General features: G+C 62.1%; 15 protein-coding genes. 5 read left to right on the top strand and 10 right to left on the bottom strand.

What is annotated here, in order from left to right; translation table 11 throughout:
* Positions 1 to 36 precede the first annotated feature (36 nt).
* Positions 37 to 351 (bottom strand): DUF2834 domain-containing protein, encoded by a 315-nt coding sequence (locus NMB39_RS13145; RefSeq protein WP_057025302.1) that lies wholly within the window; start codon positions 349 to 351, stop codon positions 37 to 39.
* 192 nt (positions 352 to 543) lie between these two features.
* On the opposite strand from NMB39_RS13145, the gene NMB39_RS13140 reads away from it, so the two are divergent.
* Complete coding sequence (locus tag NMB39_RS13140) at positions 544 to 2,253, top strand: amidase (protein ID WP_494340593.1); 1,710 nt, start codon at positions 544 to 546, stop codon at positions 2,251 to 2,253.
* A gap of 134 nt (positions 2,254 to 2,387) precedes the next feature.
* Here NMB39_RS13140 and NMB39_RS13135 read toward each other — a convergent pair whose 3' ends face one another.
* Entirely contained in the window at positions 2,388 to 2,603 is a 216-nt protein-coding gene (locus tag NMB39_RS13135) for a DUF6434 domain-containing protein (RefSeq protein WP_494339101.1), read from the bottom strand.
* 157 nt (positions 2,604 to 2,760) lie between these two features.
* Between NMB39_RS13135 and NMB39_RS13130 the strand changes: the two genes are divergently transcribed.
* Positions 2,761 to 3,192 (top strand): nuclear transport factor 2 family protein, encoded by a 432-nt coding sequence (locus NMB39_RS13130; protein WP_046068361.1) that lies wholly within the window; start codon positions 2,761 to 2,763, stop codon positions 3,190 to 3,192.
* A gap of 7 nt (positions 3,193 to 3,199) precedes the next feature.
* On the opposite strand, the gene NMB39_RS13125 is transcribed toward NMB39_RS13130, so the two are convergent.
* Positions 3,200 to 4,525, bottom strand: a complete 1,326-nt coding sequence (locus tag NMB39_RS13125; RefSeq protein WP_494339102.1) for an aminotransferase-like domain-containing protein — start codon at positions 4,523 to 4,525, stop codon at positions 3,200 to 3,202.
* A gap of 89 nt (positions 4,526 to 4,614) precedes the next feature.
* Here NMB39_RS13125 and NMB39_RS13120 point away from each other — a divergent pair, with 89 nt between their 5' ends.
* Entirely contained in the window at positions 4,615 to 5,505 is an 891-nt protein-coding gene (locus tag NMB39_RS13120; protein WP_494339103.1) for a DMT family transporter, read from the top strand.
* A 51-nt stretch (positions 5,506 to 5,556) separates the two neighbouring features.
* Complete coding sequence (locus tag NMB39_RS13115; protein ID WP_494339104.1) at positions 5,557 to 6,051, top strand: PaaI family thioesterase; 495 nt, start codon at positions 5,557 to 5,559, stop codon at positions 6,049 to 6,051.
* Positions 6,052 to 6,396: 345 nt separating this feature from the next.
* On the opposite strand, the gene NMB39_RS13110 is transcribed toward NMB39_RS13115, so the two are convergent.
* Complete coding sequence (locus NMB39_RS13110) at positions 6,397 to 7,308, bottom strand: LysR family transcriptional regulator (RefSeq protein ID WP_494339105.1); 912 nt, start codon at positions 7,306 to 7,308, stop codon at positions 6,397 to 6,399.
* A gap of 131 nt (positions 7,309 to 7,439) precedes the next feature.
* Between NMB39_RS13110 and ampC the strand changes: the two genes are divergently transcribed.
* Positions 7,440 to 8,582: a class C beta-lactamase gene (ampC, locus tag NMB39_RS13105; protein WP_494339106.1), complete on the top strand. Its 1,143-nt coding sequence runs from the start codon at positions 7,440 to 7,442 to the stop codon at positions 8,580 to 8,582.
* 122 nt (positions 8,583 to 8,704) lie between these two features.
* Here ampC and dctM read toward each other — a convergent pair whose 3' ends face one another.
* From dctM to NMB39_RS13075, 6 genes are all read right to left on the bottom strand, one after another.
* On the bottom strand, positions 8,705 to 9,985 hold the full coding sequence (gene dctM / locus NMB39_RS13100; protein WP_043051820.1) for a C4-dicarboxylate TRAP transporter large permease protein DctM: 1,281 nt from the start codon (positions 9,983 to 9,985) through the stop codon (positions 8,705 to 8,707).
* On the bottom strand, positions 9,985 to 10,617 hold the full coding sequence (locus NMB39_RS13095) for a TRAP transporter small permease (protein WP_057025294.1): 633 nt from the start codon (positions 10,615 to 10,617) through the stop codon (positions 9,985 to 9,987). The genes dctM and NMB39_RS13095 overlap by 1 nt, the downstream gene beginning before the upstream one ends.
* 164 nt (positions 10,618 to 10,781) lie before the next feature.
* Complete coding sequence (locus NMB39_RS13090) at positions 10,782 to 11,765, bottom strand: TRAP transporter substrate-binding protein (protein WP_056846166.1); 984 nt, start codon at positions 11,763 to 11,765, stop codon at positions 10,782 to 10,784.
* A 155-nt stretch (positions 11,766 to 11,920) separates the two neighbouring features.
* Complete coding sequence (locus NMB39_RS13085; RefSeq protein WP_057025293.1) at positions 11,921 to 12,736, bottom strand: HpcH/HpaI aldolase/citrate lyase family protein; 816 nt, start codon at positions 12,734 to 12,736, stop codon at positions 11,921 to 11,923.
* 15 nt (positions 12,737 to 12,751) lie between these two features.
* Positions 12,752 to 13,945, bottom strand: coding sequence for a CaiB/BaiF CoA transferase family protein (locus NMB39_RS13080; RefSeq protein ID WP_494339107.1), 1,194 nt, complete (start codon positions 13,943 to 13,945; stop codon positions 12,752 to 12,754).
* Positions 13,946 to 13,955: 10 nt separating this feature from the next.
* Entirely contained in the window at positions 13,956 to 15,305 is a 1,350-nt protein-coding gene (locus NMB39_RS13075; protein WP_494339108.1) for an MmgE/PrpD family protein, read from the bottom strand.
* Between the last annotated feature and the right edge of the window lie 4 nt (positions 15,306 to 15,309).

Raw genomic sequence — 15,309 nt, 5'->3', positions numbered from 1 at the left:
GTCCCACCACAGGTCATAACGAACCACCACATCAGCTCAGTTACGTGCTCGCCGGGAAAACCCATTGACCACGATGTAAAGCAGCGGCCCCACCGACACAAACACCGCCGTCAACAAAAAGTACGGCAACACCGACGCCAGTGACCGCCCTCGCCCACGCGCATCGCGGTACATCCACACACACGCCAGCACCGCCATCAAATACAGGTCGATCACCACCTGCGCCGTATCGGGCCGCGACATCAGTTCCCGTCCAAACGCCAACAGCGATTGCTCAGCCGTGAGCATCGTCCCCACCGTGTAGAGGGTAAATCCCAGCAAGGCAGCCAGGGCGATATAGGGTCTGTGCATGGTCTCTTCCTTGAAGTGCAATGGTAGTCATCGCGCCCACCATAGCGACAAAGCTCTATCGCTCGCAATCGCGCTGACGTGTTCATCTGGCCGATCATGCACGCCGCCTACCCAGTGCATGCCACGCTGGTTTTGTGAAATATCTGTACGTAGACTGCCGCCATACCCCCACTTGAAGGCGGCGAAAAAAACCTGATGCAAGTTACTGAAGTCTCCATTGCCCAATTGCGCGCTGCGCTGGAAGCCGGTCAGACCACGGCAGTTGAACTGGTCCAGGCCTACCTGGCGCGGATCGATGCCTACGATGGCCCGCACACCGCCACCGCATTGAATGCCGTGGTGGTACGCAACCTCGACGCCCTCAAGGAAGCCGAAGCCTCTGACGCGCGCCGTGCCAAGGGCCAGACCCTGGGGCCGCTGGATGGCATTCCCTACACCGCCAAGGACAGCTATCTGGTCAAGGGCCTGACTGCTGCATCCGGCAGCCCGGCGTTTGCCAAGCTGGTCGCCCAGCGTGACGCCTTCACCATTGAACGCCTGCGTGCGGGCGGCGCCATCTGCCTGGGCAAGACCAACATGCCGCCGATGGCCAATGGCGGCATGCAGCGTGGCGTGTATGGCCGCGCCGAAAGCCCCTACAACGCCGACTACCTCACCGCGCCGTTTGCCTCTGGCTCCTCCAATGGTGCCGGTACCGCCACTGCCGCCAGCTTTGCAGCGTTTGGCCTGGCCGAGGAAACCTGGTCGAGCGGTCGCGGCCCGGCCTCCAATAACGGTCTGTGTGCCTACACCCCTTCCCGTGGCGTGATTTCGGTACGCGGCAACTGGCCGTTGACCCCGACCATGGACGTCGTGGTGCCCTATGCGCGCACCATGGCTGACCTGCTCGAAGTGCTCGATGTGGTGGTGGCCGAAGACCCCGACAAGCGTGGCGACCTGTGGCGCCTGCAGCCCTGGGTGCCGATCCCCAGCGTCACGTCGGTGCGCCCGGCGTCGTACGCCGCCCTGGCGGCCGGCAGCGCAAGCCTGGCCGGCAAACGCTTTGGCGTGCCGCGCATGTACATCAATGCCGACCCTGAAGCCGGCACCAGCGAAAAACCCGGTATCGGCGGGCCGACCGGGCAAAAGATCCACACCCGTGGCACGGTGATCGAGTTATGGCAAGCCGCGCGCCAGGCCCTGGAAGCTGCCGGGGCCGAAGTGATCGAGGTGGACTTCCCGCTGGTATCCAACTGCGAAGGCGACCGTCCCGGCGCGCCGACGGTGTTCACCCGTGGCCTGGTGTCCAAGGAGTTTCTTCACGATGAGTTGTGGGAGCTGTCCGCGTGGGCGTTCGACGACTTCCTGCGCGCTAACGGCGACCCGAGCCTGAATCGCCTGGCCGACGTGGATGGGCCGAAGATCTTCCCCCACGACCCTGGCACCCTGCCCAACCGCGAAGACGACCTGGCCGCCGGCATGGACGAATACGTGCGCATGGCCCAACGCGGCATCACTCCATGGGACCAGATCAGCGCCCTGCCCGATGGCCTGCGTGGCCTTGAGCAAACCCGGCGTATCGACCTGGAAGACTGGATGGACAACCTCGGCCTCGACGCCGTGCTGTTCCCGACCGTGGCCGATGTGGGCCCGGCGGATGCCGATGTGAACGAAGCGTCTGCCGACATCGCCTGGAGCAACGGCGTATGGGTAGCCAACGGCAACCTCGCGATTCGCCACCTGGGCGTGCCCACCGTCACCGTGCCGATGGGTGTGATGGCGGATATCGGCATGCCGGTGGGGCTGACGTTTGCCGGGCGTGCCTATGACGATTCGGCGCTGCTGCGCTTTGCCTCGGCGTTCGAAGCCACCGGCAGTAAACGGATGATCCCGCCGCGTACGCCACCATTGGCGGCCAGCTAAACGCAATTCAACTGTGGGAGGGGGCTTGCTCCCGATAGCGGCAGTTCAGTCAGCACATCGGGTACTGACACACCGCTATCGGGAGCAAGCCCCCTCCCACATTTTGAGCGTATTTTCACATCAAGCACCCTGGCTCAGGAGCGCGGAGCCTCGCGACGCCGCCACTCGTCCACCACATCCCCCAAGGTCTTGGGTGCGCCATTACGAATCCACGCCATGAATGGACGGTTGAACTTGAATGTCGGGCCGCACTGTTCAAGCATGAAGCGGCGGACGTTCTGTGTGTTTTTGTAGTTCGCAGTCACGGGTGTAGCGCGGGTGAGACGGTCGCTGTGCCAATCAAAATCCATTTTGCACCTTGGCTTATGGAGGGGGGTTTACCCACCCTAACCTCTAATCACTTCACACCGCTGCAAAATTTCACTTTCCTTCCACGCCGAAACTATTGCATGGTTGTACGACGACACACCTCGTCGTATCCACCCCAACAAAAACAAGGAAACACCCATGCCCAAGCTCAAAGTGCTGATCGGTTTTCTGTGCCTGTTCTGCGGCTATGTCGCCGCCGCGCCTGCTACCGCAGAAAAGGATGTGGCCCAGGCAGTCGATCAATTGACCCAAGCCATGCTGCACCTGGACCTCAAACAGCTTCACGCATTGACGTCCGACAAGCTCACCTACGGCCACTCCAGCGGCAAGGTGCAGAACAAGGCGCAATTCATCGCCGACCTGGAAACACACACCAGCGCCTTCAAAACCCTGGAAATGCAGAACCAGACCATCACTCTCAATGGCGATACCGCCCTGGTGCGCAACCACTTCCATGCCCTGGCGGTGAACAGCGGTGTGGACACGCCAACCGATATCGATAACTTCCAGGTCTGGCAGAAGCAACATGGAAAATGGCTGCTGATCGGGCGCCAGGCTTACAAATACTGAGGACTGCTCACCACGCCACCACCTTGCGCACCTTCATCAGGGCTTCACGCAACTGCGCCATTGTCACCGAGCCCAGGGCCAGGCGCAGTGCGTGGGGCACCTGGGCCGAGACCGCGAAAGGCTCGGCGGTGGAGACGCAAACGCCGTCGCGCTGCAAGGTCATGGCGACTTGATCGGCGCGCGCATCCTCCGCCAGTGGCAACCACAAAAAATACGATGACGGATGGCTGATATACCTCACCCCCGTCAGCACCTGCGCCGCCAACACCTGGCGGGCCTGGGCATCCTCGCGCTTTTGCGCTTCCAGTTGCGCCACCGTACCGTCTTCGAGCCAGGCCACCGCAATCGCACTCATCACCCCCGGTACGTTCCAGGTGGTGGCCATGATCACGCGTTCCAACGTGTTCACCCAAGCCGACGGCGCAGCGATAAAACCCACGCGCAAACCGGTGGCGACGCTCTTGGACAGCCCGCCGATATACACCGTGCGCTCCGGGGCCAGCGTCGCCAACGGCGCGGGCGCTTCGTCGGCGAGAAACGCATAGGCGCCATCTTCGATGATCATCAGGTTGTGCTGCCGGGCAATCGCCACCAAGCGCTCGCGCTGTTCCAGGCTCAGCACCCAGCCCAGCGGGTTATGCAGGGTCGGCATGCTGTACACCGCACGTACCGGGCGCCTGCGACACAGGTTGTGCAGGTGGTCCAGGTCCGGGCCGCTGGCCGTGACCGGGATGGCGACGATTTCCAGGTGCAGGGTTTCAGCCAGCACCTTGAAGCCTGAGTAGGTCAGCGCATCCACCGCGATCACATCCCCAGGCTTGAGCAATGCCATCAGGGCCACCGCCAGACCATGCTGGGCGCCGCTGACCACCAGTACTTGATCGGTATCCATCGTCAGCCCTCGGTTCAACAAGTGTCGCGCCACAGCGGCGCGCTCATGCACACGCCCGGCATGGGGCTGGTAACGCAGCAGCGCCTCCAGGTCGCCGGACAGTGCCAGTTGACGCAACGCCGTGCGCAACAGTTCGGCCTGGCCCGGCAAGGACGGGTAGTTGAAGTTCAGATCCAGCAGGCCCGCCGCCACCGTCATCTGCCCACTGCCCTGCCCCGGCGGCAACGCAATCTCGCGCACGAAGGTGCCGCGCCCGGTCTCGCCACTGACCAGGCCCATGGCTTCCAACTCGCTGTACACCCGGCTGGCAGTGACCAGCGCCAAGCCATGCTCGGCGGCCAATTGCCGATGGGTGGGCAGGCGCGTACCGGGTGGCATCTGGCCGCTGCGAATGGCCTCGGCGAAGGTATCGACCAGCGACTTGTAGCGGGCACGGGGCATAGGGCTGTATCCATGACAATTTTTTGATTGCCCTAATCTTCGACCCTAGGATAGCCGACACGCAACCTCCCTTTTTTGGACAGGCCCTCATGGAACGTACCTTCCCTCTCCGCACCCTGGACAGCAGTACCCAGGGCTGGATCAACGGTTTTATCGGCGTGGTGATTTTCAGCGGCTCGCTGCCGGCCACGCGCCTGGCGGTGATGGAATTCGACCCGGTATTCCTGACCATGCTCCGCGCGACCCTCGCCGCCTTGCTGGGCATAGGCCTGTTGTGGCTGTTCAAGGAGCAACGCCCGGCCCGCCAGCAATGGGCACCGCTGATCATCGTCGCCCTCGGCGTAGTGATCGGCTTCCCACTACTGACGGCCCTGGCCCTGCAATACGTGAGCTCGGCCCACTCCATCGTCTTCATCGGCCTGCTGCCACTGGCCACGGCGGTGTTCGGCGTGCTGCGCGGCGGTGAGCGGCCCAGGCCGGTGTTCTGGTTGTTTTCGACCCTGGGCAGCCTGTTGGTGATGGGTTATGCCTTGGCCCAAGGCTTGAGCGCCGCTCCTGCGGGCGACTTATTGATGCTGTTGGCAGTGCTGGTATGCGGCCTGGGTTATGCCGAAGGCGCCAAACTGTCGCGCAGCCTCGGCGGCTGGCAGGTGATCTGCTGGGCGTTGGCGGTGTCGCTGCCGGTGGTGGTGCCACTGAGCCTGCTGCTGGCGCCTTCGTCCTTCAATGGCATCAGCCTGCCGGCGTGGCTGAGCCTGGGGTACGTGTCGCTGTTCAGCATGTTGATCGGCTTTGTGTTCTGGTACCGCGGCCTGGCCCAGGGCGGTATTGCTGCAGTCGGCCAGTTGCAGTTGCTGCAACCTTTCTTCGGCCTGGCGCTGGCGGCGGGCCTGCTGCACGAACAGGTCAGCCTGGGCATGGTGCTGGTGACGGTGGCGGTGATCGGCTGCGTGGCCGGGGCGAAGAAGTTTGCTCGCTGACGCGCAGCCTGCTAAACAGAGGCGTCGCCCCAAGAACAACAAGGACTCTACATGCACAGCGCATCTCTGCAGGACACTACCGCGCCTGAAGGCATCTGCTATGGCTGCGGCAGCAGCAACCCCCACGGCCTGCACATCAAGAGCCGCTGGGCCAACGATGGCGTGCACGTCATCGCCGAGCATCAGCCCGAGGCTAAATACAGCGGCTGGCCGGACTTGGTCTACGGTGGCCTGATCGCCATGCTGGTGGACTGCCATTCCAACTGGACCGCCATGGCCTACCACTACCGTGCCGAGCAACGTGAACCCGGCAGCCTGCCACGCATTGACTGCGTCACCGGTAACCTCGGTATCAAGTTCATCAAGCCCACCCCCATGGGTGTGCCCCTGACCCTGCGTGCGCGGGTCGAAGGCGAGGTCGGACGCAAAAGCCGCGTAGTCTGCGAGGTGTATGCCGGCGACGTACTCACCGCCATCGGTGACTCGGTGTTCGTGCGCGTCGACACCGGCCAACTGGCCGCGTCCGCCCATGGTCGCGAGGTGTGATCCAGGACTGAGTTGATCAGAAATGCCCTACTTGCTTTTGCTGCGGGCACAGCCATGATCTGACACCCTGCATTGAAGAGCATTTAGAGATGACATGTGAGATTTGTCTGGGGCTCAATGAGCAATTTTCCGAGGGTCATAACCTGACCTGGCTGAACTTCGGCCTCCAGATCACGAGCGTGCCTTACGCCGAGATCAGCCTGCAGGAACAGTGTTTCTATCGGTTCCTCTTCGAGAGCGGCCTGGTATGGAAAATCGACCACGTCGATGCTTATGGTGATTACTGGCTGTGCGTGCAACATGACGAACGCAGCTATGAAATGCTCGCACCCGTTGCGGGCAGCTTCAAAAAAGTCCCCTGTGACCGCCCCTACCCAGTGACCGCACACTCGCCTCTTCACGCAACCACCCCTTGAACGCCAACATCGCCGGTGTCTCATTGCGCGACTGCAAACGCGTCAACCAATAGCTGCCGGTGGTGATCCCCACCGCGAACGGCTGGCGGAACACATTGCTCTCTAACTGTCGCGAAAACATCAGCGCCGGCGCCAGCGCCACGCCGCTGCCTTGCAGGGCGGCTTCCATCATCGCCAGCGAGGAGTCGAACACGATACTGCGCGGCACCCGCGTGTCAAAGGGCAAGCCGGCGGCCTGGAACCACAGGTTCCACTCATCGACACGGTAGGAGCGCAGCAAGGTGTGCTTCAACACGTCCGCCGGACTGTGCAGTTGCTCGGCAATCTGCGGTACACACAACACCGTCAACGGCGCCTCCAGCAATGGGCAGGCGTCGGTGCCGTGCCAGGCACCGGCGCCAAAGCGGATCGCATAATCCAAGCCTTCAGCGGCCACATCCACGCGGTTGTTGTGGGTGGACAGGCGCAAATCAATAAACGGAAAGCGACTATGGAAATCCGCCAGACGTGGCAACAGCCAGCCCACCGCAAAGGTGCCGACCGCCCCCACCGTCAGCACTTCACGGTAATGCCCGCCCTCGAACTGGCCCAACGTCAGGGCAATGCGATCAAAGGCATCACGCAGCACCGGCAGCAGGGTTTCGCCTTCGCTGGTGAGCATCAGGCCCCGAGGCAAGCGCTTGAACAACGTAACATTGAGTTGGGCTTCGAGGCTTTTGACCTGGTGGCTGACGGCCGCCTGGGTCACGCACAGCTCAATGGCCGCACGGGTAAAGCTCAAATGGCGCGCCGAGGCTTCGAAGGCACGCAGGGCATTGAGCGGCAGGTGGGAACGCAGCAAGGCTTACCCCAAATTTTTCTAATGGCTGGTGCGAGATATCATCGTTTGCCCGCGTCCTGAAATCCACCTAGATTTGCCACGCCTGCGCAGGTTCTGATCGTCATCACTCTTTTACATGGAAGCGAGTCACCATGAAGCGTAACTTACAAACACTGCTGGTTTCCGCGTTATTACTGGGGTCTGGCAGTTGCATGGCCGCCGCCGATATACGCCAGGTCGTGGACAGCAACGTCAAAGCCTTGATGCAGCAGCAAGCTATCCCGGGCTTGTCGGTGGCCGTCGTCAACCAAGGCAAGGTGCAATACTTTAACTACGGCGTCGCTGCCAAGGACACCCAGGCCCCAGTCACCGAAGACACCCTGTTCGAAATCGGCTCGGTGAGTAAAACCTTCACCGCCACCCTCGGCGGGTATGCCCAGGCCATCGGCAAGCTCAAGCTGTCGGACATGGCCAGTCAACACCTGCCCGCCCTGGCCGGCAGCGCGTTCGATCACATCAGCCTGCTGCAATTGGCGACCTATACACCAGGCGGCCTGCCCCTGCAGTTCCCGAAAAAAGCCGACAGTGCCAACACCATGCTCGGCTACTTCCAACACTGGAAGCCCACTTATGCGCCGGGCGAACAACGCCTGTACTCCAACCCCAGCATCGGCCTGTTCGGCTACCTGGCGGCGCAAAGTCTGGGCCAGCCGTTCAACCTGGCTATGGAGGAAACCCTGCTGCCCAAGCTGGGCTTGCACAACACCTACATCAGCGTGCGCACCGACAAAGCCGGCCTATATGCCCAAGGCTATGACAAGCAGCAAAATCCCGTACGCGTTAGCCCCGGCGCCCTGGACAGCGAAGCCTACGGCATCAAGACCAGCAGCCAGGACCTGGCCCGCTACGTGATCGCCAACATGCACCCGCAGACTCTGGAACAGCCGTTACAACAGGCCATTGCCGCCACTCACGCCGGCTACTACACCGTCAACGGCATGACCCAGGGCCTGGGCTGGGAACGCTACCCCTACCCCATCACCCTGAAAGCCTTGATCGACGGCAACTCCACGCCGATGGCGATGGAGCCGCATAAGGTCAACTGGCTGAGCCCGGCCCAGGCGCAACCTGCCAACGTGCTGTACAACAAGACCGGCTCCACTGGCGGCTTTGGTGCGTATGTGGCGTATGTGCCGAGCAAGGACATGGGCGTGGTGATCCTGGCGAACCGCAACTACCCGAATGCCGAGCGGGTGAAGGTGGCGCACGCGATCTTGAGTGCGTTGGGCCAATAAGGCCGAACACAGTACATAAAATGTGGGAGGGGGCTTGCCCCCGATGAGGGCGTGTCAGTAATGCATCTGTAACTGACCCACCGCCATCGGGAGCAAGCCCCCTCCCACATTTTTGACTGCGTTTACATTCCGAGCCACTGCGGCAGTGCGAGGGAAATGAACGGTAAATAAGTGACCATGATCAGGAACACCAACAGAATCATCAACCACGGCATCGCCGCGCGGATGGTTTGCCCCAGCGTCAACCCGGTCACCGCCGAGGTCACGAACAGGTTCAACCCCACAGGTGGATGCACCAGGCCGATTTCCATATTCACCACCATCACGATGCCCAGGTGAATCGGATCAATGCCCAGCTTCATCGCAATCGGGAAGAAGATCGGCGCCAGGATCAGCACGATGGCCGACGGTTCCATGAAGCTGCCGGCAATCAGCAGCACCACGTTGACCATGATCAGGAAACCAATCGGCGTCAGCCCTTCGGAGATTACCCACGCAGTGATTTCCTGGGGGATCTGCTCAGTGGTCAGCACATGGGCAAACAGCATGGCGTTGGCAATGATGAACATCAGCATGATCGACAGCCGCCCGGATTCCAGCAGCACCTTGGGGCAATCGCGCAGCTTCATGTCCTTGTAGATGAACAGCGCGACAAACGCCGAATACACCGCCGCCACCGCCGCCGCTTCGGTGGGGGTGAACATGCCGCTGTAGATGCCGCCGAGGATGATCACCAACAACAACAGGCCCCAGAAAGCCCGGCGTGCGCAACTGAGCCACTCGCGGAACGTCGCCCGTGGTTGCGCCGGTAATTTCTTGATGCGTGCGACGATATAGATCGCGATCATCAGCATCAGGCCCAGCAACAGTCCGGGGATCACCCCGGCCATGAACAGCTTGCCCACCGAGGTTTCGGTCGCCGCCGAATACACCACCATCACGATCGACGGCGGAATCAGGATACCCAAGGTCCCGGCGTTGCAGATGATCCCCGCACCAAACTCCTTCGGATAACCGGAACGCACCATGCCTGCCACGGCAATCGAGCCCACCGCCGCCACCGTGGCTGGTGACGAGCCGGACAGCGCCGCAAACAACATGCAGGCCAGCACCGCCGCAATCGCCAGGCCGCCACGAATGTGGCCCACACAGGCATTGGCAAAGTCGATCAGCCGCTGGGCTACGCCGCCGGTGGTCATGAACGCGCCGGACAGCAGGAAGAACGGAATCGCCAGGAAGGTGTAGGCGTCGGAGGTTTCAAACAGCTTGATCGCCAGGGAACTCACCGAGTCCTGGCTGAACATCAGGATCGACACCGCACCGGACAGCCCCAGGGAAATCGCAATCGGCACGCCGAGGAACATGAACACAAACAACAGCAGAAACAGACAGAGCACGGCCATCAGTGACGCTCCTCATGGCTGCCGGCCAACTTGCTGGCCTCACCGGCCTCGTCGGCCAGCCCCAACCCCACTTGGCGGTGGGTAAAGATGCGGTAGAAAATTTCCAGGTAGCGGATGAATACCAAGGCAAAGCCGATGGGCACGATCACCACGATGTCGCCCACATCGACGCCGAACTGGTCGAGGTCTTCGGCGCCGATATGTGCGGTCATCACTGCACTCACCCACTTGTAGCTGGCCACCATGAACAACCCGGCATAGGCCAGGCAGCACAAGCAAGCGAGCATGCCGAGCAGGCGTTGCACCGGGCGCTTGGTCAGTCTGACCAACGCGTCCACGCCGAGGTGGCCGGCGGTGCGTACACCGTAGGAAATACCGAAGAAAATCAGCCAGCCGAACATGGCCTTGGTCAGCGCCACGCTCCAGGTCATGTCCTGGGCCCAGGTCATGGTGCCGTCGCCCAGGACGGTGAAGAAATTGCTGCTCCACGCCCATTTATCCGCCAGGGCGAAGAACAGGGTGTAGATGTTGTTGAGCATGACGTAGACGAATGTCACCAGAGTCATGGCGGCGAGCAGGAAGGCAATAAAGCCTTCCTCCAAGTGCTCCCAGACGCGCCTTAGCGTTTGCATGGCAAAACCTCGCGAGGCAAATGAAATACCAGGGTGGAACTTGCCCGAAATGTGGGAGGGGGCTTGCTCCCGATAGCAGTGTGTCAGCTTGCAGATCTGTCTCTGATCCACCGCTATCGGGAGCAAGCCCCCTCTCACATTGGATCTCAGTACACCCTGGGGGATTACTGGTTGGAGGCGTCCGCCGCCTTGATCAGGTCAGCCCCGATCGCACCTTCGAACTTCTGCCACACCGGGCGCATGGCTTCGCGCCAGAGCGTGCGTTGCTCAGGAGTCAGTTCGATGATTTCGCTGGTCTTGGCGTCGATGATCTTCTGCTTGGCCGACTGGTTCAGCGCTTCGGCCTGTTTGTTCACCTCGACGGTGACCTCGGCCATGATCTGCTCAAGGGTACTGCGGGTATCCGGTGGCAGGCCATTCCAGAACTTGGCGTTGGTGATCACCATGTAGTCGATCAAGCCATGGTTGGATTCGGTGAAGTACTTCTGCACCTCGTTGACCTTCTGGCTTTCATAGTTCGACCAGGTGTTCTCGGTACCATTCACGGTGCCGGTCTGCAGCCCTTGATAGACCTCGGCGAAGCTCATCTTGCGCGGGTTGGCACGGATCGCCTTGAACTGTTCTTCGAGCACGCTGGAGGCTTGCACGCGGAACTTCAGGCCACGGGCGTCCTTGGGTTCATGCAGGGCCTTGTTGGCGGAGAGCTGCTTGAGGCCGTTGTGCCAATAGGCCAGGCCGAGGATGTTCTTGTCCTGCATCGAGGTCAGCAGTTGCTTGCCCTCGGCGGCCTGGAAACGGTCGACGGCGGCCAAGTCGTTGAACAGGAACGGCAGGTCGTAGATCTGCACTTGCTTGGTGTACTGCTCGAACTTGGCCAGGGACGGCGCCAGCATCTGCACATCGCCCAGCAACAGCGCTTCCATTTCCTTGCCATCGCCGAACAGCGACGAGTTCGGGTACACCTCGACCTTGACCTTGCCGGGCAGGCGTTCTTCGGCGAGTTTCTTGAACAGCAACGCGCCCTGGCCCTTGGGGGTGTTTTCGGCGACCACGTGGGCAAACTTGATCACAATCGGGTCGGCCGCCTGGGCCAGGCCTGCGGCAAACAAGGTGGCGGCGCACAGCAGCGCCCGAGAAAACTTGAGCATGGGAAATCACCTTCTTATTGTTGTGTTGTAAGGCAAGGTGCCTGATGTGACGCGTGTTGAGAATTTCGAAATCTAGATACCTGCGTTCGGCCTGGCCGAACACCAATCTCAAGAACAATGGAGAACCCTGTGGGGGCTTGCTCCGGGTTATCCAGTCAAAGTTGGGCAGCCAGCAGTCTTTGTGCCCGTAACAGCACCGGCGCATCCACCATCTGCCCATCAATCTGATACGCCCCTGCCCCATGGGCTCCGGCCTCCACCACGCGCTTGGCCCAGGCCAGGTCTTCGGCGCTGGGCGCCAGCGCCTGGTGAATCACCGGAACCTGCTTGGGATGGATACACAGCGCCCCGGCAAAGCCCATTTCATAAGCATGCCGGATCGAGCAGCGCAGGCCCTCGGGGTCGTCGATGGCGGGGTGTACGCCGTCCAGCGGTGCGACCAGCCCGGCGGCGCGCGAATGCACGATCAGCGCCAGGCGCGCCTGGTCAAGGGCAAACTCAGCGGCGCGGGAATGGCTGCTCAGGTTGAGGTCCAGGGCCAGGTCCAAGCCACCGAACGACAGCCGCTCCACCAGCGGAGCGTGGGCAATGTCGGCCACCGCCAACAAGCCGCGAGCGCTTTCGATGATCGGCCAGATGGGTTTGCCGGTGGCAGCTACTACGGCGACCTGGGCTGCGCTCTCAACCTTGGGTAGCAGCACACCCGCGACATTTGCATGGGCCTTGCAGAACGCCACATCCTCAAAATGCTCGGCGTGCTCCGGCGCATTGATACGCACCCACACCTGGGCCCTGGGATGGGCGTGCAAGAACTCCCCCAGGTTGTCCCGGGCCTGGCGCTTGAGCGGTTCTTCCACTGCGTCTTCAAAATCCACGATTACCGCGTCGGCGCCACTGGCCAGGGCTTTGGCAAACCGCTCCGGGCGGCTGCCCGGCACAAATAACGCTGAACGTACTAAGGGCTTTGGCATCGCTGAAATTCCTGGTTAGATAACGCCGCGTGCACGCAGGCTGTCAATGGTGTCGGCGCAATAACCCAGCTGGTCGAGGATACCCTGGCTGTGTTGTCCCAAGGCCGGCACGCCATCCATGCGCGGGGTAAACGCGGCATTGCGTGCCGGTGGTATCAGCGACGGCAACGGCCCGGCCGGGCTATCGACTTCGCGCCAGCTGTCACGGGCCTTGAGTTGCGGGTGGTCCCACACGCCTTGCATATCGTTGACCCGGGCGCTGGCGATCTGCGCGTCCTCCAGGCGCTGGATCACCGCCTCGGCGTCCAACTGGGCAAAGCTTGCGACAATGATCTGGCGCAGCGCGTCGCGATTGGCCGAACGCTTGAAATTGGCGCTGAAACGTTCGTCCGTCGCCAGCGCTGGGGTGAGCAATACCTTGTCGCAGAACGCCGCCCACTCACGCTCGTTCTGCAACCCGAGCATCACCGTACCGCCGTCACCGGTGGGAAACGGCCCATACGGGTAAATTGTCGAATGCGCCGCGCCGGCACGCGGTGGCGGTGGCGCGCCGTCGAAGGCGTAGTACATCGGGTAACCCATCCACTCCACCAGGCTTTCGAGCATGCTCACGTCGATGCGGCTGCCCTTGCCGGTCTTGCCACGCAGCAGCAGCGCCGAAAGGATGCCGCTGTAGGCGTACATGCCAGCGGAGATATCGGCGATGGAGCAACCGGCCTTGGCCATTTGCTCGTCACCCGGGCCACCGGTCACCGAGAGAAAGCCGCCTTCACTCTGGATCAGCAGGTCGTAGGCTTTCTTTTTCTCGTAGGGCCCGCCTTCGCCGTAGCCGGAAATATCACAGACGATCAGCCGCGGGAAACGCTCATGCAGCGCCTCGAACGACAAGCCCATGCGCGCCGCCGCACCCGGGGCCAGGTTCTGCACCAGCACATCGGCATCGGCGAGCAGCGCCTCGAGAATGGCGCCCGCCTCGTCCTGCTTGAGGTCCAGGGTCAGGCTTTCCTTGGAACGGTTGGTCCAAACGAAATGCGACGCCAGGCCGCGCACGCGCTCGTCATAGCCCCGGGCAAAGTCACCGGCACCGGGGCGCTCGACCTTGATCACCCGGGCGCCGAGATCGGCCAGTTGGCGGGTGCAGAATGGCGCGGCAATCGCGTGTTCCAGGCTGACGACGGTAATGCCGTCCAGCGGTCGTTGATTACTCATGACAAATCCCTCAAAGCCAATGGGCCATGGACGCGGTGTGACGCAGGTTCCACACCTGCTCGATCAGGTCGGTGGCCTGGGCCGGTGTGCGGGCAGCGCTGAAGTGGGTCAGGCGCTGGAACTTATCCGCCAGTTCGGCGCGACTCAGGGTGTTGCCCGGGTCGCCCTTGGGCTCGTCGATGGCGCCGTGCAACGTGCGGCCATCGGTGGTGGTGACGGTGACGCGGCCCAGCCAGCGCTGCGGGTAGGCAGCATCGACCTCGGGGTCGAGAGTCATGCTGACCTTGTCGCGAAAGGCCGCGACAGCAGGATCGCTCAACGCCAGTTCATGGAATTCAGGCAGCCCAGCCTTGCCATGCACGGCGATCAGGCCGAGCACGGTGCCCATGGAGAATTTGGCCTGGTGCACCGTGGTCGGCACCGTCACTCGACCGAGCACATCGATGGCGCCTTGATGCACGCGGGTCTGTACCCGAGCAATCTGTACCGCGCTCAAACCTTCGCGCTGCATCACCGCCAGCAGCGCATCGGCGGCTGGATGGGTGTGGCGACAGGAAGCGTAGAATTTGAACGAGGTTTCCACAAGCGCCCAACGGCTGCCCAGGCCGGCGGATAATTTGCCTGGCTCGGCATCAGTAGACATGCCCGCCGCCAGCCCCTGGTCGCCTTCCAGGATATTGCGTGCGCCGGTCAAGCCATCGGCGGTGAGATAGGCCGCCAGCAAGCCGTCCGCCGCCGCCTTGGCCGTATGCAGTTGCTTGGAGTCGGCGGCATCGCGCAAGAACTCCCACAGCCCGGCCGCCTGGGTGCCGGCGCTGCCGAGCAGATTGATGAACTGTTCCTGGTTGAAATCGAGCAACTTGCCCACCGCGACCGCCGCCGCCAGTGTGCCGACCGTGGCCGTGGTGTGGAAGATGCGATAGTGGGAGCGACCCATGAATTCACCGATGCGAATCCCAGCCTCATAACCGGCCACCGAGGCCAACAACAACTCGCGGCCTGACTTGTTGAGGTCCTGGGCGGCGGCCAAAGCGGCAGGAAACACCACCGTGGCCGGGTGCAGCACCGAGCTGTTGTGCAGGTCATCCTGCTCCACCAGATGGGATGAGGCCGCGTTGACCAACGCGGCAAAATACGCGCTGGTGCCGGTGCCGTTGACGATCACCTGGGCCGGGCCGCTGCTCGGGCCCATCTTCTGCGCATAGCGTTCGAACAGTGGAATCGGGTGTGCGCCCCGGCTGGCCAACGCCGAAGCGAGCCAATCCAGATACAGCTCTTCGATGCGCGCCAGTACCGGCTCGGGCACCTGTTGGTACGTCAGATCGGCGAGGAAACGGCACAGGGCCTGGGTATCACGCATGCTC

The organism is Pseudomonas sp. FBCC-B545, assembly GCF_059134095.1.
Note: the sequence above shows the minus strand (reverse complement) of the source record. Positions and strands in the feature narration are given on the sequence as shown.

Excerpts from the sequence above, each read along its gene's own strand:
- NMB39_RS13145 (WP_057025302.1), bottom strand. The coding sequence starts at position 351 with ATGCACAGACCCTATATCGCCCTGGCTGCCTTGCTGGGATTTACCCTC.
- NMB39_RS13135 (WP_494339101.1), bottom strand. The coding sequence starts at position 2,603 with ATGGATTTTGATTGGCACAGCGACCGTCTCACCCGCGCTACACCCGTG.
- NMB39_RS13130 (WP_046068361.1), top strand. The coding sequence starts at position 2,761 with ATGCCCAAGCTCAAAGTGCTGATCGGTTTTCTGTGCCTGTTCTGCGGC.
- NMB39_RS13125 (WP_494339102.1), bottom strand. The coding sequence starts at position 4,525 with ATGCCCCGTGCCCGCTACAAGTCGCTGGTCGATACCTTCGCCGAGGCC.
- NMB39_RS13120 (WP_494339103.1), top strand. The coding sequence starts at position 4,615 with ATGGAACGTACCTTCCCTCTCCGCACCCTGGACAGCAGTACCCAGGGC.
- NMB39_RS13115 (WP_494339104.1), top strand. The coding sequence starts at position 5,557 with ATGCACAGCGCATCTCTGCAGGACACTACCGCGCCTGAAGGCATCTGC.
- ampC (WP_494339106.1), top strand. The coding sequence starts at position 7,440 with ATGAAGCGTAACTTACAAACACTGCTGGTTTCCGCGTTATTACTGGGG.
- dctM (WP_043051820.1), bottom strand. The coding sequence starts at position 9,985 with ATGGCCGTGCTCTGTCTGTTTCTGCTGTTGTTTGTGTTCATGTTCCTC.
- NMB39_RS13095 (WP_057025294.1), bottom strand. The coding sequence starts at position 10,617 with ATGCAAACGCTAAGGCGCGTCTGGGAGCACTTGGAGGAAGGCTTTATT.
- NMB39_RS13090 (WP_056846166.1), bottom strand. The coding sequence starts at position 11,765 with ATGCTCAAGTTTTCTCGGGCGCTGCTGTGCGCCGCCACCTTGTTTGCC.
- NMB39_RS13085 (WP_057025293.1), bottom strand. The coding sequence starts at position 12,736 with ATGCCAAAGCCCTTAGTACGTTCAGCGTTATTTGTGCCGGGCAGCCGC.
- NMB39_RS13080 (WP_494339107.1), bottom strand. The coding sequence starts at position 13,945 with ATGAGTAATCAACGACCGCTGGACGGCATTACCGTCGTCAGCCTGGAA.
- NMB39_RS13075 (WP_494339108.1), bottom strand. The coding sequence starts at position 15,305 with ATGCGTGATACCCAGGCCCTGTGCCGTTTCCTCGCCGATCTGACGTAC.